Origin of the sequence: Salinimicrobium sp. 3283s (assembly GCF_039602225.1) — a bacterium.
Taxonomy (GTDB): domain Bacteria; phylum Bacteroidota; class Bacteroidia; order Flavobacteriales; family Flavobacteriaceae; genus Salinimicrobium; species Salinimicrobium profundisediminis.
This window is the reverse complement of the sequence record NZ_CP143631.1, coordinates 1,960,499-1,985,577: the sequence shown is the minus strand read 5'-3', so window position 1 is coordinate 1,985,577 and position 25,079 is coordinate 1,960,499. Positions and strand designations below refer to the sequence as shown.

At 41.2% G+C, this 25,079-nt stretch carries 24 protein-coding genes and 1 tRNA gene; 12 read left to right on the top strand and 13 right to left on the bottom strand.

The window, feature by feature from the left end; translation table 11 throughout:
- Positions 1–137: 137 nt before the first annotated feature.
- Positions 138–1,670 (top strand): IS1182 family transposase, encoded by a 1,533-nt coding sequence (locus VS868_RS08765; protein ID WP_345596777.1) that lies wholly within the window; start codon positions 138–140, stop codon positions 1,668–1,670.
- 140 nt (positions 1,671–1,810) lie between these two features.
- Here VS868_RS08765 and VS868_RS08760 read toward each other — a convergent pair whose 3' ends face one another.
- Complete coding sequence (locus tag VS868_RS08760) at positions 1,811–2,416, bottom strand: lipocalin family protein (RefSeq protein ID WP_345596774.1); 606 nt, start codon at positions 2,414–2,416, stop codon at positions 1,811–1,813.
- Between the two features lie 388 nt (positions 2,417–2,804).
- Here VS868_RS08760 and rplM point away from each other — a divergent pair, with 388 nt between their 5' ends.
- The 4 genes from rplM (at position 2,805) to tsf (ending at position 5,646) form a co-directional block, all read left to right on the top strand.
- Positions 2,805–3,260 (top strand): 50S ribosomal protein L13, encoded by a 456-nt coding sequence (gene rplM, locus VS868_RS08755; protein ID WP_266067999.1) that lies wholly within the window; start codon positions 2,805–2,807, stop codon positions 3,258–3,260.
- Positions 3,260–3,646 carry a 30S ribosomal protein S9 gene (rpsI, locus tag VS868_RS08750; protein ID WP_029035773.1) on the top strand — a complete coding sequence of 129 codons (387 nt, stop codon included), beginning with the start codon at positions 3,260–3,262 and terminating at the stop codon, positions 3,644–3,646. Before rplM ends, rpsI begins: the two co-directional genes overlap by 1 nt.
- A gap of 182 nt (positions 3,647–3,828) precedes the next feature.
- The gene (gene rpsB, locus VS868_RS08745) at positions 3,829–4,728 is read left to right on the top strand and encodes a 30S ribosomal protein S2 (RefSeq protein WP_266068000.1); all 900 of its coding nucleotides are present in this window, start codon (positions 3,829–3,831) and stop codon (positions 4,726–4,728) included.
- A gap of 93 nt (positions 4,729–4,821) precedes the next feature.
- The gene (gene tsf, locus VS868_RS08740; RefSeq protein WP_266068001.1) at positions 4,822–5,646 is read left to right on the top strand and encodes a translation elongation factor Ts; all 825 of its coding nucleotides are present in this window, start codon (positions 4,822–4,824) and stop codon (positions 5,644–5,646) included.
- A 72-nt stretch (positions 5,647–5,718) separates the two neighbouring features.
- Here tsf and VS868_RS08735 read toward each other — a convergent pair whose 3' ends face one another.
- Positions 5,719–6,084, bottom strand: a complete 366-nt coding sequence (locus VS868_RS08735; protein WP_266068002.1) for a hypothetical protein — start codon at positions 6,082–6,084, stop codon at positions 5,719–5,721.
- A 145-nt stretch (positions 6,085–6,229) separates the two neighbouring features.
- On the opposite strand from VS868_RS08735, the gene pyrH reads away from it, so the two are divergent.
- From pyrH to VS868_RS08705, 6 genes are all read left to right on the top strand, one after another.
- Entirely contained in the window at positions 6,230–6,937 is a 708-nt protein-coding gene (gene pyrH / locus VS868_RS08730) for a UMP kinase (protein ID WP_266068003.1), read from the top strand.
- A gap of 42 nt (positions 6,938–6,979) precedes the next feature.
- Positions 6,980–7,534 carry a ribosome recycling factor gene (frr, locus tag VS868_RS08725; RefSeq protein WP_266068004.1) on the top strand — a complete coding sequence of 185 codons (555 nt, stop codon included), beginning with the start codon at positions 6,980–6,982 and terminating at the stop codon, positions 7,532–7,534.
- 124 nt (positions 7,535–7,658) lie between these two features.
- Positions 7,659–10,079, top strand: a complete 2,421-nt coding sequence (locus tag VS868_RS08720) for an efflux RND transporter permease subunit (RefSeq protein WP_345596765.1) — start codon at positions 7,659–7,661, stop codon at positions 10,077–10,079.
- A gap of 90 nt (positions 10,080–10,169) precedes the next feature.
- Complete coding sequence (gene asnS / locus VS868_RS08715) at positions 10,170–11,612, top strand: asparagine--tRNA ligase (RefSeq protein ID WP_266068006.1); 1,443 nt, start codon at positions 10,170–10,172, stop codon at positions 11,610–11,612.
- 93 nt (positions 11,613–11,705) lie between these two features.
- The gene (gene rpoN / locus VS868_RS08710) at positions 11,706–13,166 is read left to right on the top strand and encodes an RNA polymerase factor sigma-54 (RefSeq protein WP_345596762.1); all 1,461 of its coding nucleotides are present in this window, start codon (positions 11,706–11,708) and stop codon (positions 13,164–13,166) included.
- Entirely contained in the window at positions 13,166–13,771 is a 606-nt protein-coding gene (locus tag VS868_RS08705; protein ID WP_345596760.1) for a hypothetical protein, read from the top strand. The genes rpoN and VS868_RS08705 overlap by 1 nt, the downstream gene beginning before the upstream one ends.
- Here VS868_RS08705 and VS868_RS08700 read toward each other — a convergent pair.
- The 9 genes from VS868_RS08700 to VS868_RS08660 all read right to left on the bottom strand — a co-directional run bounded on the left by VS868_RS08700 (position 13,766) and on the right by VS868_RS08660 (position 20,178).
- On the bottom strand, positions 13,766–14,473 hold the full coding sequence (locus tag VS868_RS08700; protein WP_345596758.1) for a porin family protein: 708 nt from the start codon (positions 14,471–14,473) through the stop codon (positions 13,766–13,768). The genes VS868_RS08705 and VS868_RS08700 overlap by 6 nt on opposite strands.
- Positions 14,474–14,574: 101 nt before the next feature.
- Positions 14,575–15,057 carry a biopolymer transporter ExbD gene (locus VS868_RS08695; RefSeq protein WP_345596755.1) on the bottom strand — a complete coding sequence of 161 codons (483 nt, stop codon included), beginning with the start codon at positions 15,055–15,057 and terminating at the stop codon, positions 14,575–14,577.
- 19 nt (positions 15,058–15,076) lie between these two features.
- Complete coding sequence (locus tag VS868_RS08690) at positions 15,077–15,685, bottom strand: biopolymer transporter ExbD (protein WP_345596753.1); 609 nt, start codon at positions 15,683–15,685, stop codon at positions 15,077–15,079.
- Positions 15,686–15,692: 7 nt separating this feature from the next.
- A complete protein-coding gene (locus VS868_RS08685; protein ID WP_266068012.1) occupies positions 15,693–16,130 on the bottom strand; it encodes a hypothetical protein in 438 nt (145 codons plus the stop codon).
- Positions 16,131–16,148: 18 nt separating this feature from the next.
- Entirely contained in the window at positions 16,149–16,949 is an 801-nt protein-coding gene (locus VS868_RS08680) for a MotA/TolQ/ExbB proton channel family protein (protein WP_266068013.1), read from the bottom strand.
- Positions 16,950–17,019: 70 nt separating this feature from the next.
- Positions 17,020–17,107: transfer RNA gene (locus VS868_RS08675), tRNA-Ser, on the bottom strand.
- A 96-nt stretch (positions 17,108–17,203) separates the two neighbouring features.
- Positions 17,204–18,232 (bottom strand): asparaginase, encoded by a 1,029-nt coding sequence (locus tag VS868_RS08670; protein ID WP_345596749.1) that lies wholly within the window; start codon positions 18,230–18,232, stop codon positions 17,204–17,206.
- Positions 18,216–19,358, bottom strand: a complete 1,143-nt coding sequence (locus tag VS868_RS08665) for a 1-acyl-sn-glycerol-3-phosphate acyltransferase (protein WP_345596747.1) — start codon at positions 19,356–19,358, stop codon at positions 18,216–18,218. The genes VS868_RS08670 and VS868_RS08665 overlap by 17 nt, the downstream gene beginning before the upstream one ends.
- A gap of 52 nt (positions 19,359–19,410) precedes the next feature.
- Positions 19,411–20,178 (bottom strand): TatD family hydrolase, encoded by a 768-nt coding sequence (locus tag VS868_RS08660; RefSeq protein WP_345596746.1) that lies wholly within the window; start codon positions 20,176–20,178, stop codon positions 19,411–19,413.
- A gap of 52 nt (positions 20,179–20,230) precedes the next feature.
- Between VS868_RS08660 and VS868_RS08655 the strand changes: the two genes are divergently transcribed.
- Positions 20,231–20,668 carry a retropepsin-like aspartic protease gene (locus VS868_RS08655; RefSeq protein WP_265162370.1) on the top strand — a complete coding sequence of 146 codons (438 nt, stop codon included), beginning with the start codon at positions 20,231–20,233 and terminating at the stop codon, positions 20,666–20,668.
- A 246-nt stretch (positions 20,669–20,914) separates the two neighbouring features.
- On the opposite strand, the gene odhB is transcribed toward VS868_RS08655, so the two are convergent.
- Both odhB and VS868_RS08645 read right to left on the bottom strand, forming a co-directional pair.
- Positions 20,915–22,201, bottom strand: coding sequence for a 2-oxoglutarate dehydrogenase complex dihydrolipoyllysine-residue succinyltransferase (odhB, locus tag VS868_RS08650; RefSeq protein WP_345596744.1), 1,287 nt, complete (start codon positions 22,199–22,201; stop codon positions 20,915–20,917).
- A 52-nt stretch (positions 22,202–22,253) separates the two neighbouring features.
- On the bottom strand, positions 22,254–25,052 hold the full coding sequence (locus VS868_RS08645; RefSeq protein WP_266068019.1) for a 2-oxoglutarate dehydrogenase E1 component: 2,799 nt from the start codon (positions 25,050–25,052) through the stop codon (positions 22,254–22,256).
- Positions 25,053–25,079 lie beyond the last annotated feature (27 nt).

Here is a 25,079-nt window from a genome sequence, read left to right as displayed (position 1 = left end):
AAGGGTTTTAAATACTAACTTTTGTTTGCCAAAACCATATTCCTTAAACATTATTCCTTATACCTTAAAAAAGAAGAGGCTGTCTGAAAAGGCAGTCTTTTTTTGTATAAAAAGGTGGAGCTGCTTATTTTTAAAGTATGAGCAGAAAAGTAGTTTTTAAGACTTATCATCAGAACCAACTAAGTCTTATTCCCCCAAGCTATGATGATCTGGTTCCGAAAAATCACCCTGTCCGGATTGTCAATACCATTGTAGATCATTTAGATATTAGCGCTCTTGCGAAGAGCTATAAAGGAGGAGGCACCTCCAGCTATCATCCACGGATGCTTCTAAAGGTGGTGATCTATTCTTACCTGAGAAACATTTATTCCTCAAGAAAAATTGAACAGGCACTACAGGAGAATGTTCATTTTATGTGGCTTAGCGGACAAAGCAAGCCAGATCATAACACCATCAATGATTTCAGAGGCAAAAGATTAAAGGGTAAGTTTAAAAACATCTTCAATCAGGTAGTTGTATTACTGGCTGAACAGGGAGTGCTATCTCTCAAAGAACTCTACGTAGATGGCACCAAAATAGAGGCCAATGCCAATCGCCATACCTTTGTATGGGGCAAATCCATCAAGACCAGTAAAGAGCGAATTAAGAAACAGCTCAAGGAACTCTGGGCCTATGTTGAGAAGGTTTATGCGGAAGAACAGATGCTTCCTAACCAGCCCGACTTTGAAGAGATCGATCCTGAAAAAGTAGCACAGACCATTGATACTATCAATCAGGCTTTGCAGGATAAAGAGGTAGATAAAAAGGTCAGACAAAAGCTAAACTATGCCAAAAAAAACTGGCCGAAAAACCTGGAGAAGTACACTGAACAGGAAGCTATCCTGGGGAAGAGAAACAGCTACAGTAAAACAGATCCCGATGCCACCTTTATGCGCATGAAGGATGATTATATGCAAAACGGACAGTTAAAGCCGGGATATAATTTACAAGCCTCTACCAACAACCAGTTTATCACCAACTACACCCTTGCTCAAACTACTGCTGATACTACTACTTTAAAAGAGCACCTTAAAGATCATATCGAATCCTACGGTCAAACTCCTGAAACACTTACCGCTGATGCGGGCTATGGTAGCGAAGAAAACTATACAGACTTAGAAGACAAGAACATTACTGCTTTTGTAAAATACAATTACTTCCATAAAGAGCAGCGGGATAAAAAGTACAGGGAAAACCCGTTTCATCCCGACAACTTCTTTTACAATCCAGAAACAGATACTTATTACTGTCCCATGGGGCAGGCGATGAGAAAAACTCATACCTACGAAGGGAAAACCAAAAATGGTTTTATTCAGCAAATCCCCCGCTACCAGGCCCAGAACTGTCAGGGATGTCCTTTGCGGGGTAGCTGTTATAAAGCCAAGGGAAACAGGATCATTGAACGCAACCACAACCTGATCCGCCTGAAAGAGAAAGCAAAAAAACTACTGCTTAGCGACGAAGGAATAGCTCATCGTAAGCGCAGGTGTTGGGATGTAGAGGCCGTCTTCGGAAATATTAAACAAAATATGGGCTTCAAACGGTTTATGCTCCGGGGTATGGAGAAAGTAACCACCGAAATAGGGTTAATAGCGATGGCACACAATTTAAAGAAGTTCAATATAGTCTAGAGGGGGCTATATAACCAACTTTTTCAATGCTCACTACAACGTGAAAAAGGAAAAACCCTCCTTGAAAATCTTATCATGAAAAAAGGCCACCTAAAAATTACTTTTTAGACGACCTCTTCTTTTTTGGGGCAAAAATTACTTTATTCAGCTCTTTGGTATACCATATCAATTTGCTTGATATCGGAAGCTACAGTGTTTCCCGGATCTTTGGCTACATAAACAGCCGAATCGGTCTCTGCTTCAGTCAGTGTTACTTTTAAATATTCTTTCCCATTTTCACTGAAGCGGGAAACGGTTTTAGACTGGGTATACTCCACACCATTCACTGTAAAAGTAACGGTAAGGTCATTCCCACTTATTTGATATGTCGCAGCGTACTGGCCTGTGGTAGCGCAGGTAAATTTTCCAGAAGTACCGTCAAAAAACAGTCTGGCATGTTCGGTCAAAACATCACCATCGGTTTCAAAAACAAAAAACATATTGTCAAAACAATCGGTTTCTTTAAGGAGATCATAAGTAGAATTCCCATCCAGATCAAAATCTACAGTCTTTCCTTCTCCAACAGAGGTCATGGAATACATGTTCCAGGTGCCGGCCAAATCATTCATAGTAAGATTTTGGGTGGGCACAGTAGAGGTTGTGGCATTAAGGGATAGCGCATCATCATTCACACTATCTGCAGAACAGGAAATTAGCATACTTAGTCCTACTCCGCCAATCATCATTCTTTGTAACGTTTTTTTCATTTCTTATCCTTTTCTTTTTCATTGAAACAGGGTGCAAAGATAAATGCAGTTAATCTTTTTTAATAATTTTTTAACACAAAAAAATCCTTTAGTCGGTGATTATGTGCTTTTTAACGACTAAACCCTTTAGGCAAGCGGCCAGAGGAAGGGAAAATTCATTCAAAAAAAGTTTCTGAAAGAAGAAGGCGGGGCAGTGGGTTTCACTAATCCCATTATGAAGAGAAAAAAGGCTCTTATTATATAAAAGTAAATACTCCTGAAAATCAGTTTATTTAAACCTTTTAAATTATTGAAAGTGCCATTTGTAATATAAATTTATAGTTGTACATTTGCACCCCTGTTTTATGCAGGGAATGGAATGTTTAATTATTAAGTAAATTTAATTAGTGTGGACACATTAAGCTACAAAACGGTTTCTGCCAACAAAGCCACTGTAAATAAGGAGTGGGTTGTTGTAGACGCTGAAGGACAGGCCCTGGGCCGCCTTTCTTCTGTAGTAGCAAAGCTACTAAGAGGAAAGTACAAAGCTAATTTTACCCCACACGTTGATTGCGGTGATAACGTAGTTGTTATCAATGCCGAGAAGATCAACTTAACAGGAAAGAAATGGGACTCTAAAGAGTACATTCGCCACACCGGCTATCCTGGGGGTCAAAGAAGTTTAACTGCAACGGAATTATTCACAAAAGGTCCTGAGAGACTTGTGGAAAATGCAGTAAAAGGAATGTTACCAAAGAATAAACTTGGAGCAGATCTTTTCCGTAACCTAAGAGTTTTTGCTGGATCTGAGCATGACGTTCAGGCGCAAAAGCCAAAAACTATTAACTTAAACGATCTTAAGTAATGGAAGTTATTCACAAAATTGGCCGTAGAAAAACGGCTGTTGCACGTGTGTACGTTTCTACAGGAAGCGGGAACATCACTGTAAACAAAAAAGACGTTAAGGATTACTTCTCTACAAGCACGCTTCAGTACAAGGTAAGACAGCCTCTTAACATGACCGGAAACAACGAAAGCTTTGACATCAAAGTAAATGTTTACGGTGGTGGGATCACAGGACAGGCCGAAGCTATTCGCCTTGCCCTTTCAAGAGCTATGGTAGAGTTAGACGCCGAGAACAGAAGCACTCTTAAGCCAGAAGGATTACTTACCAGAGACCCAAGAATGGTTGAACGTAAGAAATTCGGTCAGAAGAAAGCTCGTAAGAAATTCCAGTTCTCTAAACGTTAATATTATTTGGTGTTTAAAGACACTAAAAGTTCATTTAAATCATTAGATTTTTGTTGTTACTCCGGAATCACACTAAGCTCGTCGAAGTGCCGGTGGTTAGTTTAGCATCTAAACGGTCAGGGCCTGATATTGTATCGCCACCTGGTTGTTGCTATCTCAACAGAACGTAAACTATTACAAAAATGGCAAACAAAGTAGAAGTAAAAGAATTACTTGATGCAGGTGTACATTTTGGACACCTCACAAGAAGATGGAACCCGAACATGGCGCCTTACATATACATGGAGCGCAATGGGATTCACATCATCAACCTATACAAGAGTGCTGCTAAAATGCAGGAAGCCGGTGAGGCTCTTAGCAAAATTGCAGCCAGTGGTAGAAAAATACTCTTCGTAGCTACCAAGAAACAAGCAAAAGAAATTGTTGCTGAACAAGCCGAAAGAGCTAACATGCCTTACATCACCGAAAGATGGCCTGGTGGTATGTTGACCAACTTCGTTACTATTCGTAAAGCTGTTAAGAAAATGGCTTCTATCGATAGAATGAAGAAAGACGGTACTTTCAACACACTTTCTAAGAAAGAACGCTTACAAGTAGATCGTTTAAGAGCTAAGTTGGATAAAAACTTAGGTTCTATTGCCGATATGAGCCGCCTTCCAGGTGCCCTATTCGTAGTAGACATCACTCGTGAACACATCGCGGTTAAAGAAGCTCAAAAATTAAACATTCCAATTTTTGCAATGGTTGACACCAATTCAGATCCAAGAGATGTGGATTATGTTATCCCTGCAAACGATGATGCTTCCAAATCAATTAGCAAAGTAGTTTCTTACGTGGCCGACTCTATCGTAGAAGGCCTTTCTGAAAGAAAAGCTTCAGGAAAAGAAGGTAAAGAAGAAGATTCTGCAGAAGACAAACCTGCAAAAAAAGCTCCTAAGGCAAGAAAGCCAAGAGTAGAAGCTGAAGTTCCGTCTACAGATCCACAGGATAAAAAAGACATGAAAGAAGCTCAGCAGGATGTAAAGCTGGAGTCTAAAAAAGAGACTTTAGCTAATGCAAGCTCTAACGACGAAGAAGAATAGAAGTTAATAATATTGATCTGTAAGTCGTTTGGTTGCATTCATTTGAATTTAACTAAACGACTTATTTTTTTTTAATAAAATACATTTAAGACTATGGCTAATATAACCGCCGCAGAAGTAAATAAATTGAGAAAAGCAACCGGTGCCGGTATGATGGACTGTAAAAAGGCATTGGTTGAAGCCGAAGGAGATTACGAAAAAGCTATTGAAGTACTTCGTAAGAAAGGCCAAAAAGTTGCTGCCAATCGTGCCGACAGAGAATCTTCTGAAGGAGCCGTAATTGCTACAGTGAATGAAGGCAACACCAGAGGTGTGATCGTTTCCCTTAACTGTGAGACAGATTTCGTTGCTAAGAATGAATCTTTCATTCAACTTGCTCAAGACTTCGCTGATCTTGCTTTGAACGTAAATTCAAAAGAAGAACTACTTGCAAAAGATTACAAAGGCATCACTGTACAGGAGAAATTAACTGAACAAACTGGTGTTATTGGTGAGAAAATCGAGATTGGTGACTTCAGGACTCTTGAAGCTCCTTTCGTAGGTTCTTACATCCACGCAGGTAACAAGATTGCTGTTTTGACAGGACTTTCTGAACAAACAGAAAACGCTGACGAAATTGCCAAGAACGTTTCTATGCAGGCAGCTGCCATGAACCCTGTTGCTCTTAATGAAGAAGGTGTTGACCAGTCTGTGATCGAGAAAGAAATAGAGATCGCTAAAGATCAACTAAGACAGGAAGGTAAGCCAGAAGGTATGCTTGACAATATCGCTAAAGGTAAGATCAAGCGTTTCTTTAAAGACAACACTCTTGTAAACCAGGATTTCATCAAAGACAGTAAAATGTCTGTTGCTGAATATGTAAAGTCTGAGAATGCCAATCTTTCTGTAGTTGCTTTTGAAAGAGTTGCTTTAGGATAAGCATTAAACTTTTTATACAATAAAAAACCCGCTTCCAAAAAGGAGCGGGTTTTTTGCCTTTTTTGAGACCCATTATTGTCGTTCAAAGATCATAAAAGCACCTTCAACCTCAGGATTGGTGGTGTAAAAATTTCCTATCTGGAACCTTGCGGGATCAAGTTTCTTAAAGAAAAATCTACGCATATCTTCCTGTCCGGGTTTACTCAAATGAATTGAATCTCCTTTAATTTCATAAGAGAAATTCTCTTCATTGCCCTCTCCATCTATTTTTACCATTTTATTTTCCGAAGAAAACAAAAGTGTGGTGCGTTCATATACAGGTTGCACTTCAATCCATGTGCCCGGCAGGGTTCCTTCAATAGCATCATTCTTATCACAGGAAAATCCTAAAAAGATACTCAAGACCAGTAAAGCCTTTAAAACAACTGTTTTCTTCATTGTGAAATTTAATTTGAAGTAATTATTTCTTCATGGTTAAAAATAGGAAAATCATCTTCCCTGCCGGCACGTGCCAATAATCTTTTTTATCGCTATATCACATTAATAAATTCCTTAGTTTTGCACAACCCATCAAATCACGTAGATGCATTACAAAAGAATTTTATTAAAACTTTCGGGCGAGGCTCTCATGGGAACCCGCCAATACGGAATCGACCCAATACGTTTAGCCGAATATGCCAAAGAAATAAAAGCAGTGACTAACAGGGGAGTTGAGGTAGCTATAGTCATTGGAGGTGGTAATATCTTTAGAGGGGTGGCAGGTGCGAGCCGTGGAATGGATCGCGTAACCGGAGACCACATGGGAATGCTGGCCACGGTAATCAATGGCCTGGCCCTGCAATCGGCCCTCGAAGATGCCGGTATTCAAACCAGGTTACAATCGGCCATAAAGATCAATGAAGTGGCCGAGCCATTTATCCGAAGAAAAGCTATGCGACACCTTGAGAAAGGCCGGGTAGTCATTTTTGGAGGTGGCACAGGTAATCCCTACTTCACAACAGATTCGGCAGCAGTTTTACGTGCTATCGAAATAGACGCAGACGTTATTCTAAAAGGTACACGCGTTGATGGAATCTATACAGCAGATCCTGAAATTGATAAAAAAGCAAAGAAATTTGACTTTATCAGCTTTGACGATGTACTTACAAAAGGATTAAAGGTGATGGACACTACGGCTTTCACCCTTAGCCAGGAAAATAAATTGCCAATTATCGTGTTTGACATGAACAAACCGGGCAACCTAGAAAAGGTAGTAATCGGAGAAAAAATTGGTACCAAAGTAAATTTTTAGACAAACAAGACTTATATAATTTTTAAAAATTAATTTTTAGAAATGGACGACGAGTTAGATTTTATAATCGATAGCACAAAAGAAGCAATGGATCAAGCCATTCTTCACCTTGAGAAACAATTACTCAACATTAGGGCCGGGAAAGCCACCCCGGCAATGCTTGGAAGCGTGAGAGTAGATTACTACGGAAGCCAGACCCCGCTTAACCAGGTGGCCAACGTAAATACGCCCGATGCGCGCACCCTTACCATTCAGCCATTTGAGAAGAACATGATCACTGCCATTGAAAAAGGTATTATGCAGGCAAACCTCGGATTCAACCCAATGAATAATGGAGACAGCGTGATCATTAACGTTCCCCCTTTAACAGAGGAGCGTCGTCGCGAATTGGCAAAACAGGCCAAAGCCGAAGCTGAAGATGCAAAAATTGGAGTAAGAAACGACCGCAAAAATGCCAATCAGGACATTAAAAAGCTTGATATTTCTGAAGACCTTCAAAAAACGGGAGAAGCCGAAATCCAAAAGCTTACAGATACCTATATCGAGAAGATTGAGAAGGTGCTGGCCGTAAAAGAAAAAGAGATCATGACCGTCTAATAAGACAGTTGAACCATACCTTTCAAAAAGCGGCTTTTTAAGTCGCTTTTTTTGTCCTTTTTCGGGATCGCTACGTTGGAAAAAGTTTACATGCTTTCATACCTTTGCAAAACAAATTTTTCCCATGTCTAAAATCCTCGGCTTTGAGTTCTGGAATACTGTTGCACGCACTATTCTTCGGAACAGGATCCTCATCCTGGTATTAATTACTGCCTGTACCGTTTTTCTCGCTTTACAGTGGAAGAACATGAGGTTTTCCTATACTGAAGCCAACCTCCTGCCCGATGATGATCCCATTAACCTCCAGTACCAGGAATTCCTGAATAAATTTGGGGAAGAAGGGAATGTTATTGTCATGGCTGTTAATGATACAGCACTCTTTACCCCCAGGAATTTTACCGCCTGGAATGAACTGGCCGACAGCTTAATCAATTTTCAGGAAGTTGAGTTCACTGTAGCCTTAGGCAACTTAAAAAAACTTGAAAAATTTGAAGATCCGGGGCGTTTTGAGATGGTTCCGTTTATCAAAGAGGCTAACCCCAATGACCAGCAGGTAAAAGAATACCGGGAAAAATTGTTTCAGGATTTGCCATTTTACGAAGGTCTTGTTTACAGCAGGCATTCCAATACCGTGCAAACTGCGGTGTACCTGGACCAGGAAATAGTGAACACCGGCCAGCGCAAGACTTTTGTAGTAGAAGAGCTTATCCCGTTAGTAGAAAAGTTTAAAGAGGAGTATGGGCTAAATGTTTATGTATCGGGCATGCCGTATATACGCACCCTCAACTCCCAAAATATTATTGATGAAATAGGATTGTTCATTGGCGCAGCCTTACTGGTGACCTCCCTTATCTTCTTCTTTTTCTTTAGAAGTGTGCGCGCTACCGTAATTTCAATGATTACTGTAGTTATAGGTGTAATGTGGGCTTTTGGCGTGCTGGGGCTTTTACATTATGAGATCACCGTGCTTACCGCTATCATTCCGCCATTAATTATTGTAATAGGAATTCCCAACTGCATTTTCTTCATTAATAAATATCAGCAGGAGATCCAGAAACACGGCAACCAGGCAAAGTCACTGCAGCGGGTAATTACCAAAGTGGGGAATGCTACGTTGATGACCAATCTTACCACAGCCTCAGGGTTTGCCACCTTTATACTTACTGAAAGTACCCTGCTCAAGGAATTTGGGATAGTAGCTTCAATAAACATCATTGCGATCTTTATTCTAAGTCTGCTCATTATCCCCATTATCTACAGTTACATGAATGTGCCGCGGGAAAAACACCTCAAGCACCTCAATAAAAGATGGATTGGTGGCTTTGTAAACTGGATGGAAAGAATGGTGAAGCACCACCGCATTGCCATTTTCATTATCTCCCTTATTTTACTCGTATCGAGTATCATTGGAATTTATACCATAAAGGTTTCGGGAAGCCTGCTGGAAGATATGCCCCAGGAGGCAGCATTCTTTAAGGACATCAAGTTCTTTGAGGAAGAATTTGATGGTGTAATGCCATTAGAAATTGTTATTGACACTAAGCGGGAGCAGGGAGTGATGAAGCTGCCAACTTTAAAGAAAATGGAGGAACTCCAGGAACTTATTGCCGAAGAAGATGAACTTTCCCCTCCCCTTTCTATAGTCAACCTGGTGAAGTATGCCAAGCAAGCGTATTACAATGGCAACCCAAAATACTACCAGCTGCCCACTTCACAAGAAAGAACTTTTATCTTGCCCTATGCAAAGGGGCTGGATGCCAGCGGTGACAACCTGCTCACCTCTTTTGTAGACAGCACAGGCCGCTACGCCCGTATGACCAGCTTTATGAAAGATATTGGCACCCAGGAGATGGAAGAGATCGAAGAAGACCTGTGGCCAAAGATCAGGGAGATTTTTCCTGAAGATCGGTTTTCGGTAGAAATGACCGGGAAGGCCTTAATATTTCAGAAAGGGACCAATTATCTTGTAAAGAATCTTGTCATCTCCTTAAGCCTGGCTATTTTTCTGATTGCTGTGATTATGGCCTGGATGTTCCGTTCGTTTAAAATGATCCTGGTTTCTCTAATCCCGAATCTACTGCCGTTGCTGGTAACTGCCGGAATGATGGGCTTTCTTGGTGTACCTATAAAACCCTCGACCATTCTTGTATTTAGTATTGCCTTTGGAATTTCGGTAGATGATACCATACATTTTCTCGCCAAGTACCGGCAGGAGCTTAAGGCGAATAACTGGAAGGTGAAAAGATCGGTTTATGCGGCACTGCGGGAGACGGGTGTAAGCATGTTCTATACCTCAATTGTGCTTTTCTTTGGCTTTTCGGTATTTATGATAAGCAGTTTTGGAGGCACCGTTGCTCTTGGCGGACTTGTTTCGGCAACTCTTTTATTCGCCATGCTTTCTAACCTGCTACTGCTTCCGGCTTTACTTCTTTCACTTCAGAAGGAAATCGCTAACAAAGATGTACTGCGGGAGCCAACGATAAATATTATTCCGCAGGAAGAGGATTCCGAAGAAATTTCAGAAGAAGAGGATCCAAAAATGTGATTTTTGACACCTAATTTTGTCAGAAGCCTTTATTTTATTACTTGTAAGGCAAGTGCGGAAAAATTATCTTTGCTCTTCAAATAGAAAAAGATGATCACAGGAAAAGTTGCAGAACTTTTAGAAAGCACTCAGTATTTGCAGGAAGTTGAAGTAAAAGGTTGGGTACGTTCCTTTAGGAGCAACCGGTTTATAGCTTTAAATGATGGCTCTACCATCAACAACATGCAATGTGTGGTAGACTATGAAAAGCTAAGCGAAAATACCTTAAAGCGCATTACTGTTGGTGCTGCGATAAAGGTGACAGGAACCCTGGTAGAGAGTCAGGGTAGCGGGCAAAAAGTGGAAGTACAGGCAAACGCCGTAGAAATTCTTGGAGATGCAGATCCCGAAGAAGTGAAGTACACCATTCTTTCTCCAAAAAGGCATTCTCTCGAGAAACTTAGGGAGCAGGCGCACCTTAGGGTGAGAACCAACACTTTTGGAGCCGTAATGAGGCTAAGGTCTAAACTGGCATTTGCCATTCACAGCTATTTTCAGCAAAACAATTTTCACTATGTGAACACTCCAATTATTACCGGAAGTGATGCTGAAGGTGCGGGAGAAATGTTTAGAGTGACTTCTTTTGATCTTGATAATGTGCCGCGTAACGAAGATGGTTCTATTAACTATAAAGAGGATTTCTTCGGAAAAGAAACCAATCTTACCGTATCTGGCCAACTCGAAGGGGAGACTTATGCTTTAGGTTTAGGCCAGATCTATACTTTTGGCCCTACTTTTAGAGCTGAAAATTCAAACACATCACGCCACCTTGCCGAGTTTTGGATGGTAGAGCCAGAAATGGCATTTTGTGACCTTGCCGGAAATATGGACATTGCTGAAGACTTCATCAAATATGTGCTGAAGTATGTGCTGGACAACTGCAAGGATGATCTTGCTTTTCTTGAAGAACGCCAGGCAAATGAAGATAAGGCAAAACCGGAAGCCGAACGTAGTGCTATGAGCCTTAGCGATAAGCTGAGATTTGTGGTTGAGAACAACTTCAAAAGAGTAAGCTATACCGAGGCGATCGATATCTTAAAGAGCTCTAAGCCCAATAAGAAGAAAAAATTCAATTACATCATTGAAGAATGGGGAGCCGATCTTCAAAGTGAGCATGAACGATACCTTGTTGAAAAGCACTTTAAATGTCCTGTAATATTATTTGATTACCCTGCCAACATAAAAGCGTTTTACATGCGTTTAAATGAAGACGGAAAGACCGTACGTGCCATGGACATCCTTTTTCCCGGAATTGGAGAGATTGTGGGTGGCTCGCAACGGGAAGAACGCCTTGATGTCTTAAAACAAAAAATGCAGGCGCTTGATATAGATGAAAAAGAACTTTGGTGGTATCTTGATACCCGAAAGTTTGGAACCTGTGTACACAGTGGGTTTGGACTTGGGTTTGAAAGACTGGTGCAGTTTGCTACCGGTATGGGGAACATTAGAGATGTGATCCCTTACCCAAGAACACCCCTAAACGCCGAGTTCTAAAAAGCCTTTCATCCTAAAGTACTCATAAAACAATCTGCGTTCGTTTACGTTTGTAGATTGTTTTTTTTATTTTTATAAAAAGCCAGTAAGATTATGCTAAAACAGCAGTTAAATTTTAAATTATCTCAAAAGCTTTCTCCTCAGCAAATACAGTTGATGAAGCTTATCCAGCTGCCTACACAGGCTTTTGAGCAACGGCTTAAGCAGGAGATGGAAGAAAACCCCGCCCTTGAAGGCGGGAAAGAGGAGAGTGACGAGTACGAAGAAGATTTCAAGACAGACGATTACCAGGATGAAGACCCAGGCAATGAGAGCATTGAAGCCGATATTGATGTTGATGAATACCTGAGTGATGACGAGATACCCAATTATCGTTTGCAGGCAAACAATTACAGTGCAGATGACGAAGACAGACAGGTACCCTATGCTTCCGGAACTTCTTTCACCCAATATTTAATAACGCAGTTAAGTACGCTTAGACTTGACGAATCTGAAGAAGAGATTGCTGAATTTCTTGTAGGAAGTGTTGATGAGAGCGGCTACATAAGAAGATCTGTTCAGGATATTGTTGATGATCTCGCTTTTACACAAAATGTATATACCGACGAGGAAACTGTAGAGAAAGTACTTAAATATGTTCACGAGCTCGACCCTGCAGGGGTAGGCGCCAGAAGTCTTCAGGAGTGCCTGTTAATTCAGTTAAACAGAAGGGACCAGACAAGACCTGTAAGCCTTGCAAAAGACATTATTGAGAAGTCCTTTGACCAGTTTAGTAAAAAGCATTACCAGAAACTTCTTTCAAAGCACGATATTTCTGAAGAAGACCTTCGAAATGCCATAGAGGTCATTGAACATCTCAACCCTAAACCCGGTGGTGCCTATGCCGGCAACACCAGGGCTGTGGAACATGTGATCCCCGACTTTACAATTAAAATAGCAGAAGGCGAACTTGAGTTGAGCCTTAACGGCCGGAATGCCCCCGAAATGCATGTCTCCAAAGATTACAGTGAGATGCTCAAAGGCTATAAGGAATCACGAGAGAAAAGTAAGGCCCAGAAGGATGCGGTCATGTTCATCAAACAAAAGCTGGATGCTGCAAAGTGGTTCATAGAAGCCATAAAACAGCGACAAACCACACTCTTTGTTACGATGAGTGCCATCATGAACTATCAAAAAGAGTATTTCCTCACCGGCGATGAAAGAAATTTAAGACCAATGATCTTAAAGGATATTGCCGATGAGATCGATATGGATGTTTCTACGGTTTCCCGTGTTGCCAACAGTAAATACGTAGATACTCCCTACGGAACAAAGCTGATAAAGGATTTCTTTTCTGAATCTATGAAGAACGATCAGGGAGAGGATGTTTCGACAAAGGAGATCAAGAAAATTCTTGAGATGACCATTGACGATGAAAACAAGAGAAAACCCCTTACAGACGAGAAACTTGCGAAGATGCTGAAAGAAAAGGGATACCCTATTGCGCGGCGTACCGTTGCTAAATACCGGGAGCAACTGGATATTCCCGTTGCCCGCCTTCGAAAAGAAATTTGATGAAGCTACTCGTAAGGTCAGCTTCCTTCCTCTTCCACCCCATTTGGATGCCTTTTGCGGGTACTTTGATCTATTTCCTTATAACACCAAGGTTTTTCCCGATAGAAGTGGTAAAAGCCAAGTTACTGGCCGTAGCCATTATTACCATCTTCATTCCCATTGTCTATGTTTACATGCTAAAAACTTTGGGCAAGGTAACAGATCATCATCTAAGGGATATAAGGGAGAGAAAATGGCCGCTATTACTCTATGCGGGGCTGGATTTTGTGGTGCTCAAATATGTACTCAATACCTTTGACTACCCTGCGTTGTATTACTTCTTTGCCGGCATCATGACCTCTGCGATACTTGGGCTGTTCTTTCTACTTGCAAAGGTAAAGGTAAGCCTGCACATGATGGGCCTGGCAGGGTTACTGGGATTTTTAATCCTGCTAAGTGTACACTTTAATCTCAACCTGGTTTACAGCGTAAGCTTTCTGATAGCCATTACCGGCCTCACAGCCTCGTCCCGACTCCTTTATGCCGCCCACTCGTATAACGAGTTAAGTATAGGGTTTATTCTTGGCTTACTGCCCCAGGTTATAGCTGCTCTGGTTTGGCTATAGCAGGTAAAAAGTGAGCCCAACCTGAAATGTTTTTAGATCGAGATCCTCATTATTTACTGTAACGTCTTTAAAGAAGGAATTGAGACTATAGTAAAAGGAAAAATTAAAGGTATTATATCCAAAAGTAAAGGTCGCCCCTAACCGCAATCTCTCAAATTCAGAAACATTGGTTTCTTTAAAGGTATTTCCATCCTGAACAAATTTTGACTGGAAATAATAGACATATGATGGTCTTATCCCGGTATAGATCCGCCAGAATTTGTAACTCTCGGGTGTGGATGTACGCCATCTAAACTGCACAGGGAGATCAATAGACTGTGTAGTAAAGCGATTGGCATCAAAGTCTACCCTGTCCCTGTTAAGTACCACAAAACGGGTCGCTTCGCCTCCTGGGTCCTCTCCTATAAAAAGATTTTGTCCAAAAGTATCAATAGACCAGCCCAGCCCCACACCAACACCAATATTTCGACGGGCGTTAAGCGGAAAATCTCTTATAAAGCCAGCATGAAAACCTCCTGAAAACTGAGAACTCTTTACTTCTGAAGGTCCACCGGTAACAATATTATACGTAAAGCCAAAATAGATCTGGTCTTCCCGATACAAACTATCTACAACTGAAGGGATCTCATTCCTTTCCTGCGCTTGTAAAAAAAGCGGGAAGAAAATTAAGAGAAGAAAATGCCATTTTTGGATGTTATGCATTGAAGTATTTTAACCAAAGATAATACGAAGCAAAACAGCATTCAAAAAAATCCCCTTTCAAAAGACTTGAAAGGGGATTTTAAAAAAATAATGAATTGATTTTAGTCAAAGTTTTGTGACGCCTTACCAGAACGGGTAGTGTAATTGATTTTAAGAGCTTCAGCTTTTCTAAGCTCCATTTTTATATCAGATACAAGGCCCATATTGGTTTCGTGGTCAACTTTAAGCGCTGTTGTAAGGAAAGGAATAAGTTCCTCTCTCTTAGTTTCTCTTTCGGCGTAAATGAACTGTTGAATATCAGTAACCTCTGCGAAGTTATCATTTAGCTGTATCCTGGCTTCGGTACCAAAATTTTGTTGAAACCTGGAACTCGGTTTACCTGCATAAATGTACATCACAAGATCTTTCTTATCAAGCTTTTCCACCTGGTCGGCATAAGGCAATGTGTTTTGCACTTTCAGGGTGGTCTCCCTCATTGTTGTAGCAACCATGAAGAAGAAAAGAAGCATAAATACGATATCAGGCAGAGCCGAAGTATTGATCGCGGGCAGTTCACTACCTTTTTTCTTATTGAATTTTGCCATAAGTTCTTAGTTTTCGCGATTAATTTTTAGGATCGGCTTCAGAAAGTTTTTGAGGCCACATATCTTTAATTTCCTCAATTTGTTCCTTCAACCTATCTTTATTTCCGCTATAATTGACACTGTTGTAATCAGCTTCCATTTGAGTAAAGGACTTGCCGTACAACCTTTGGGCTGAACGATCACGCAACTCGTTATATGCTCCTACCAGTTCGTTTTGAACTGCAATGTAAGTACCATATTCGGTTTGCCTGTCATTTACAAGCATAATTACTGCTTTGATAGGATTATCTGAAGAAGTAGGATCTCCGGAGCCCTGGCAATAGTCACATGCCTCGGGGCCTACCCCGCCACCATTGTCTAAAAAGGCAACAGCAGCTTCTCTAAGATCCTTAAGCTCCATGAGCTCATCTTCTACTAACAGATCATTATTTCGGTTTACAATTACCTTGAAAATGTTCTTTTCTTTGATAATTGGCGGTTCCACATTTTCATCCTGCATTGGAGGCAACTTTCTGCTGATACCGCTATCTGTCTCAATAGTTGTGGTCACCAGGAAGAAGATCAAAAGCAAGAAGGCGATGTCGGCCAATGAACCGGCATTAACTTCAGGTGTAGATCGTCTGGCCATAGTTTCTTTAGTTTATAAGTTTTCTTACTCCCGAAAGTACCATTAGCAATACTGCAGCTCCGGCAAGGATGTAGAAGGTCACAAGACCTGCTCCTACCCAGTGGTCTGCACTTGCTGAAAGCATTGTTCCATCACTAAGAGTTTTCTCGGTACCATCTGTAAGTACATAGGCAATTGCCACTACGATAATAAAAGATCCGACTGCAATAAGGGTCCTTTTAATATCCCCTGAAAACAAACCTTTTATTACGAAGAACAAAACCAGCAGTACAATTATAGCAAACACAAGATATGCAACATATAAGAATGGAGATACCACGCTTGCCTGTACATCGGCTGAATTTTCTATAGCATCATCACCAGCCATGAGTACTCTCCCCCAAAGGATGAGCCCAACCACTCCGATGACGAGCGCTAGATATTTTAATATTTTATGTAAGGTCATAATTAAATCTTGGTATTATTATACTCTTCTTTTATTCTTGTACTCTACAAGTATATCCATCAAAGTGATAGAAGCATCTTCCATATCGTTTACAATACGGTCAATCTTAGCAATGATGTAGTTGTAGAAGATTTGAAGAATAATAGCTACGATCAAACCAAATACTGTAGTAAGAAGTGCGATTTTAATACCACCTGCAACAAGTGAAGGCTGCATATCTCCCGCTGCTTCAATTCTATCGAAAGCTTCGATCATACCAATTACCGTACCCATGAACCCAAGCATAGGAGCAAGAGCGATAAACAGAGATACCCATGATACGTTTTTCTCAAGAAGTCCCATTTGAACACCACCGTAAGCTACAACCGCTTTTTCAGCAGCTTCTGTACCTTCTTCGGCACGGTCAAGACCTTGATAGTAGATAGAAGCAACAGGACCTTTTGTGTTACGACAAACATCCTTAGCAGCTTCAATACCACCTGTGTTTAGTGCATCCTCAACATCTTGCGCCAATTTTTTTGTATTGGTAGTAGCAAGGTTAAGGTATATAATTCTTTCAATTGCAATTGCCAGACCTAAGATCAAACAAAGAAGTACAATTCCCATAAAGCCAGGTCCACCTTCAATGAAGCGCCTTTTCAGCTCCTGGTGAAATCCTACATCTTCGGTTTCTGCTTCTTCAGCAACAGCCTGATCTTCATCCTGAACAAAGTTCACCATGGTAGCCGGCAGGGCATTCACGTTATTTGTCGCATTCACATCTACGGCTCCGAACACCATAATTGTAGCGATCACCAAAATTGAAAATAATCTTTTCATTACTTTTTGTCTTAATTTAATTAGTTAACGGGTTAAAGATATAAATATTTATTCAAATAAAAATAACTAGCAGAGAGGAAGGGATTCGAACCCTCGATACCCTTGTGGGGTATACACACTTTCCAGGCGTGCGCCTTCGACCACTCGGCCACCTCTCTAGTAAAAATACAATCCAGTGCTTTTTTTAACTTTTTCTGAACAGTTCGCCAAATAACGAAAAAAAAGAGAAGCTGGTCAAGTAACAGCAGCAAAAATTACGACATTTCCCCACGTAAAGATGTTTCAAAAATTGTTCTGAAAACTTTTGGGCTAAGTTCCTTTGCCAGGAGGTACATCATTTTAGTCACAGCAGCCTCAGTAGTAATGTCTTTCCCCGACACTACGCCAATCTTTTTAAGCTGCGTACTGGTTTCATACTGCCCCATGGCCACACTGCCCCCAATACACTGCGTAACATTAACAATGACAACCCCGCAGGAGATCGCATCTTTTAAAAGCTGAACAAACCAGTCTTGAGTAGGCGCATTTCCGCTACCATAAGTTTCCAGTATCACCCCTTTCAAACCTTCTTTGGCCAATATGTGCTCCAGCAGGCTCCTGTTAATACCCGGAAATATCTTTATCAAGGCAATCTCATCGTTAAGCCCCTTGTGGAGTTTCATCTTTCGGCGATTGTGCGGCTGCCATAGATAAGCATCGTTCACAGCCAAATGCACACCTGAATTTACCAGCGGCGGATAATTTGGGGAAGCAAAAGCCTGAAAATGTTCTGCATTGATCTTAGAAGTGCGGTTACCGCGGTACAGCTTGTACTCAAAATAAAGACCTACCTCGGTAATAACAGGTTTACCGTTCTTCTGAAGCCCTGCAATTTGTATGCTGGTAATAAGATTTTCTTTAGCATCTGTCCGCAGGTCTCCAATAGGCAGTTGTGAACCGGTAAAAATCACGGGTTTAGACAAATTTTCAAACATAAAACTCAGGGCCGAGGCGCTGTAAGACATAGTATCACTACCATGCAAAACCACAAACCCGTCATACATCTCAAATTTTTCCTCAATGATTTCGGCCATCTGCAGCCAGGAAGCCGGGTTCATGTTTGAAGAATCTATAGGACGTTCAAAACTTATGGTATCTATATTATGTTCAAGAAGTTTTAATTCGGGAATATTTTGAAGCAGCTCACTAAAATTAAAGGCTTTAAGAGCTCCTGTCTCAAAATCCTTCACCATACCAATAGTTCCACCGGTGTAAATAAGGAGAATATTAGCGCTGGTTTTCATGCTGATTCTTCTGATTTATTACCGGATTGGCATACATAAGGAGGTAACTGTTCACCTCAAGGGCATTTTTAAAGTTGACACGCCGGGTAAGACGCCTTTCAAATTGCCGCTTTTGCTTTGAAGTATAATTTTCCTGAAACATGCTGCTACCGTTCAAAAGGTCAAAGGCAATATAATTGGCAGGCCACAGCTTGTAGTTCTGGTGCACGCGATAATCTATGCTGGCGGTTATCTTCTGAAGCTGCTCGTTCATTGAACCTGCTTTTGCTTCAATTTCACCCAGTGCCGCTGCACTAATAGGTTCCCCGGCCGAGATATGTATTCTTCCCTTATTCCCCAGAGCACCCTTCAGGATAGATTTAAAATCTTCGTTTGCCGATTTAATGTAGATCTGCTCCATTCTTTTTGCTAGAATTTCGGGCAGTTTAAGCACATCTGTAGGATCAAATTCATAAGAGATCGCCACAGGGACTATCTTCAGTTTTGTAAAATATTCGGCAACAGAGTCATCTCCTTTTGCCATGGCCAGCATTTTCAACACTCCCTGCTGGGTATTATCATTTCCGTCTTTGGTTCTTCCCTCCCGCTGTGCCATCCATACCGAGCGTTTATCTTCAAGCAGTAGCTTTCTTATATATTCTGAAAGCTTTTGAGAACTCTTCAGCATTTCCCTCGGACTAATTCCCCTTTTTACAAGAAAATTTCGATTGAGGCGTGAAAGGGCCAGTAAAAATGGCTTTTTTACGAGGTTATCACCAATGGCTGAAGCAGTCATTCGCAAATCACTCTCGTACAACACACAGTTTAAGAGAGAAGTATCTAGAACGATATCGCGGTGGTTGGAAATATAAAGGTAAGATTCGTCTTTATCAAGGGAATCGAAGCCGGAGTAAGTTAGACCTTCAGAACTTTTACTCAACACCTTTTGAACGGTGTGATAAATAATCTCGGTTTGAAAATCCCTGATGGAGTTGCACTGCACAACCTTTTCCTCTATTTTTTCATAAGCAACATTCGGAAAAGTAAAAGTTAATAGCCCTTTTATCATAGGATGCCTAACATAATCTTTTAGAGCATCCTGCACTTCGTCATCATTATAAAACCGAATATCGTCGTAATTTGTCACTGTTTCATCATTAGAGTTAGCAAAAAAACAAAAATATAAGCACAAGTCTCTGCTATATCCCAAAAATCTCCCGGGAGTTACGGGTAGTAACTTCAGCTATTTCTTCGGGACTCGTGTTGTAAACCTCTGCCGCTTTTTTAAGCACTTCAACAATATACAGACTTTCATTCCTTTTTCCCCTATAGGGTACCGGTGCCAGATATGGCGCATCGGTTTCCAGCACAATTTCACTAAGCGGAATTTCACTTAAGAACCTGTCAATTTTGCCATTTTTGAAGGTTAATACCCCGCCTATACCCAGCTTCATATTGTAAGAAAGGGCTTTTTTGGCTTGCTCCAAGGTTCCGGTAAAGCAATGAAAGATACCAAAAAGGCCTTCTCCTTTTTCCTGTTCCAGGACTTCAAAAACTTCATCAAAAGCATCGCGGCAGTGAATAACTATCGGCAACTTATGCTTTTTAGCAAGCTGAATTTGATACCTGAAGGCTTCCTGCTGAATTTTTAGTGTAGATTTATCCCAATAAAGATCAACACCGGTCTCGCCCACGGCATAGAACTTTCTTTCCTCAAGTTGCTTTTCGACTATCGCCAGCTCCTCCCGAAAGTTTTCCTTTACATGCGTAGGATGGAAACCGGCCATGAGAAAAATATGCTCCGGAAATGCCTTTTCCAGGGAGTACATATCTTTAATATACGTAGAATCTATTGCCGGAATAAAGAACCTGGTGATATTGGCAGCTATGGCTCTTTCAATCATTTCCTTGCGGTCGTCATCAAAAGATTCACTGTAGAGGTGTGTATGTGTATCGGTAATTGTCATAACGGCAAAATTAATTTATTTTATACAGCTATCTTTGTCAAAAAAGAAAAGAATGGCATCTCTCAAGAAGTTACTCAAGGAAAAAGGATATAAAAAAATTCCACTTACCTATACCGCCACTCAGCATTTAGAATTAAAGGCTAAAATAAATCAAATAGAAGGAAATTTCATTCTTGACACAGGCGCATCAAGCACCTGCGTAGGCCTGGAAGCAGTCTCTCATTTTGAACTCCTGGCCGAAGACAGCGACATTAAAGCTGCCGGTGCGGGTGCCACCAATATGATGACCCAAATTGCCCAGAAGAATATCATTGAAATTAAAGGCTGGAAAAAAAAGAAGGTCGACCTGGTGCTTTTCGACCTGCGCCATGTAAATGATGCCCTGGTAAAACACAAAGCCGAAAAGGTACAGGGAATCATTGGAGCCGACATTCTAAAAAAAGGAAAAGCTATTATTGATTACAAATCAATGAACCTTTATCTCAAGTAATTTAAAATTGGGGGATTCTCCCCATATGTGAGCGGTAGTGTTTTTTCTAACTTACAGTCACCAAAAAAATCTATCGCTATGAATTTCTTCAACCTAAAGCACCTGCCGGTGTTTCCGGCTTTAATGGCAGCATTGATTATTTTTGTACTATTGCTCAACATCTACACCCTGTTGGCTTATTAGTACAAAAAAAGAAAGGCAATGATCCTGAAATCATTGCCTTTCTTTTTTACTATTTTAGAGACCCTAGAGCTCCAAAGCTCTTTTCACGTCGTTATCCATCAGCAGTTCTTCAGGATTTTCCAGAGCTTCTTTTACTGCCACAAGGAATCCTACAGATTCTTTACCATCAATAATCCTGTGATCATACGAAAGGGCAACGTACATGATAGGACGAATTTCTACGTGACCGTCAATTGCCACCGGACGGTCTACAATATTGTGCATCCCGAGAATTCCACTTTGTGGAGGATTGATAATTGGAGTTGAAAGCATAGACCCAAACACTCCACCGTTGGTAATGGTAAACGTTCCGCCGGTCATTTCATCTACAGTGATCTGCCCATCCCTCACCTTTATTGCAAGGCGTTTGATCTCAGCTTCCACAGCTCTAAAACTCATGTTTTCGACATTTCTCAACACCGGAACCATAAGACCTTTTGGGCCAGATACAGCAATACTGATATCTTTATAGTCGTACTTCACCTGGAAATCTCCATCAATCATTGAATTCACTCCGGGGTAAAGATCAAGTGCGCGAACCACGGCAAGAGTAAAGAAAGACATAAAACCTAGGCTTACCCCATGCCTGTCTTTAAACTCATCTTTGTATTGTTTGCGAAGCGAGAAGATTGCAGACATATCTACTTCATTAAAAGTAGTAAGCATGGCGGTATCATTCTTAACCTCTACTAAACGTTCGGCTACACGGCGGCGCAGCATAGACATTTTCTTACGCTCTTCCCCGCGCTTACCATTCCCGGGAGTACCCATTGAAGGCTTGGCATTGGTCGCATCCTCTTTGGTGATCCTGCCGTCACGACCGGTTCCCTTCACAGACTTCGCGTCCATTCCTTTTTCATCGAGGATCTTTTTAGCAGCCGGCGAAGGACTACCTGTAGCATAAGGATCCTGCTTTTGGGCCGGTGTACTTGGTTTTGAAGACGATTCAGTTTTGGCTTCAGCCTTTTTATTGTCTTTCTTTGAAGATTCAAGTTCTTCTTCTTTAGCCGAAGACGCTTCCTTCTCTTCTTTTACCATTTCTTTAGAATCACTCTCTCCACCTCCGGGTTTTGGAGCATCGGTATCAATAAGGCAAACCACCTGCCCTACAGCTACAGCATCGCCTTCTTCTGCCTTAAGGGTAATGATCCCACTCGCTTCTGCCGGAAGTTCAAGGGTTGCCTTGTCACTATCTACTTCGGCAATTGCCTGATCTTTTTCTACATAATCTCCGTCTGAAACCAGCCACTGTGCGATTTCAACTTCGGTAATTGATTCTCCCGGAGAAGGGACTTTCATTTCTAAAGCCATGATTTCTTCTTTTTTATTTTTATACGCCAACTACTGTTGGCAAATTTTCTAATTACTTAACAGTGACCTCTAAGGTCTTATCAAAAACAGATTCTATTACTTTTTCGTGACGTTTTTTAAACCTCACCGAGCTTCCTGCCGCCGGCGAACCGTAAAACTTCCTGCTACATACTCTAAAGTTCTTTGTCTCCTCTAAATGTAGCAACAAATGGCTATAAGCTCCCATGTTTCTTGGCTCTTCCTGTGCCCATACTACATCATCGGCATTTTTGTACTTGCTAATTACAGCCTTTATTTGTTCTGCCGGTAGTGGGAACAACTGCTCAATTCTAACCAGAGCCACATCATCACGTTCTAATTCCTCTCTACGCTCAAGAAGATCATAGTAGAATTTACCGGTACAAAATACTAAAGATTTTACTTTATCGGCTTTAGCTTCAGCATCATCTATAAGCGGCTGAAAAGTTCCGTTAGCAAACTCTTCTTTTGTAGAGACTACTTTTGGGTGCCTAAGCAAACTTTTTGGAGTAAAGATAATTAATGGTTTTCTATAGTTCACCTTCATCTGCCTTCTCAACAGGTGAAACATATTCGCAGGCGTGGTAACATCGGCTACAAACATATTGTCTTTAGCACATAATTGCAGGTATCGCTCCATTCTTCCTGAAGAATGCTCTGCACCCTGACCTTCATAACCATGAGGCAGGAACATCACCAATCCATTCTGAAGCTTCCATTTATCTTCGGCTGCCGAAATATACTGGTCAATCATAATTTGAGCTCCATTACTGAAGTCCCCAAACTGTGCTTCCCAAATAGTTAAGCAGTTAGGACTTGCCATGGCATAACCATAATCAAACCCTACAACCCCATATTCAGATAAAAGCGAATTATATACTTTAAAGTCACACGAAGAACCTTTTCTGGTATCGCAGATTGTGCCTTTGATCTGGTTCAACAGGATGATCTCTTCTTCACTGTCTTCTACCTTAACTACGGCGTGACGGTGAGAAAAAGTTCCTCTTTCAACATCCTGCCCGCTCATTCTTACATAGTAACCCTCTTTAATAAGAGTACCGTAGGCCAGTAATTCGGCCATACTCCAGTCAAGGCTATTGCTTTCAAAGAACATGGTGCGACGAAGCTCCACCAGTTTCTTAATTTTTCTAAGGAATTTTTTATCTGAAGGAAGCTCTGATACGGCCTGGGCCACTTCGGTAAGCACTTCCATATCAATGGTAGTATCTACCTCTTCCATCATGCGGGATTCATCTACATGCTCAAAACCTTCCCACTCATCCTGCATAAAAGGAGTGATCCTGGTCTTTTCCTCTTTACGGGAATCCTCGAGATTCTCTTCCAGCTTTGCCTTATACTCTTCTTCCAGTTTCTTCACATGAGAATCATCAATAATTCCCTGTTCCTGAAGTTTTTCAGCATAAATATCCCGTGGGTTACTATGGCTGGCTATGGCTTTGTAAAGTTTTGGCTGGGTAAATCTTGGCTCATCACCTTCGTTATGCCCGTATTTTCTATATCCCAGAAGATCTATAAAGACATCTTTCCCAAATTGCATCCTAAAGTCCAGTGCAAAAAGTACGGCATGTACCACAGCTTCCACATCATCGGCATTAACGTGCAATACAGGAGACTTGGTAACCTTAGCCACATCTGTACAATAAGTGGATGAGCGGCCATCAAGATAGTTGGTAGTAAAACCTATCTGGTTATTCACTACAATATGAATGGTACCGCCGGTGGTATAACCTTCCAGCTGTGACATTTGAACAATCTCATAGACTATACCCTGCCCGGCAATTGCTGCGTCACCATGTACAATAATAGGCAGAACAGCATCGGCCTTATTTTTATAGTGTCGGTCTTGTTTACCACGGGTAATTCCCTGCACCACGGCCCCTACTGTCTCCAGGTGGGAAGGGTTGGGGGCGATGTTTATGTTGATCTCTTTCCCGTTATCGGTCTTGCGACAGGAAGTCCATCCCAGGTGATATTTTACATCCCCGTCAAAAACATCTTCTTCATAATCTTTGCCGTCAAATTCAGTAAAAATGTCTTTCGCACTTTTTCCGAAGATATTGGTAAGGGTACTAAGCCGCCCTCTGTGGGCCATTCCCATCACAAAATCTTTCACACCCAGGTCGGCCGCTTTTTCGATGATAGCATCGAGCGCCGGAATCAAACTTTCTCCTCCTTCGAGAGAAAACCTTTTCTGCCCAACATATTTGGTATGAAGAAAATTCTCAAAAGAAACTGCTTCGTTGAGTTTCTTTAGAATATGCTTTTTTTGCGGCGCAGTAAAAGCGGGTTGATTTTCATTTATATTTAGCCTGTCCTGTATCCACTTTACCTGTTCAGGATTTCTAATGAACATATATTCTACGCCAATAGAATCGCAATACACCTTGCGAAGGTGCGCTACAATCTCTCTAAGGGTAGAAGGTCCTAATCCTAAAATATCTCCCGCATTAAAAACAGTATCGAGGTCACTCTCACTGAGGTCAAAATTCTGAATATCTAACGTGGGGCTATATTTTCTTCTTTCCCGTACCGGATTGGTCTTTGTAAAAAGGTGGCCGCGACTGCGATACCCTTCGATCAACTTTACCACCCGGAATTCCTTGAGTACAGAATCGGACATTTCTACTGGCTCACCGCTTTCGGGGTGTTCAACGTATGTCTGTCCATTCCCCGAAGTCTCCAAACCAAAGTCAAAACCCTGGAAAAAAGCTCTCCAGCTGGGTTCTACACTGTCGGGATATTGTAGGTACTGGTCGTAAAGTTCAGCGAAATATGCTGTATGTGCGGCATTTAAAAATGAAAATTTATCCATAATATGAAACTACCTGTTTCTTTTTTG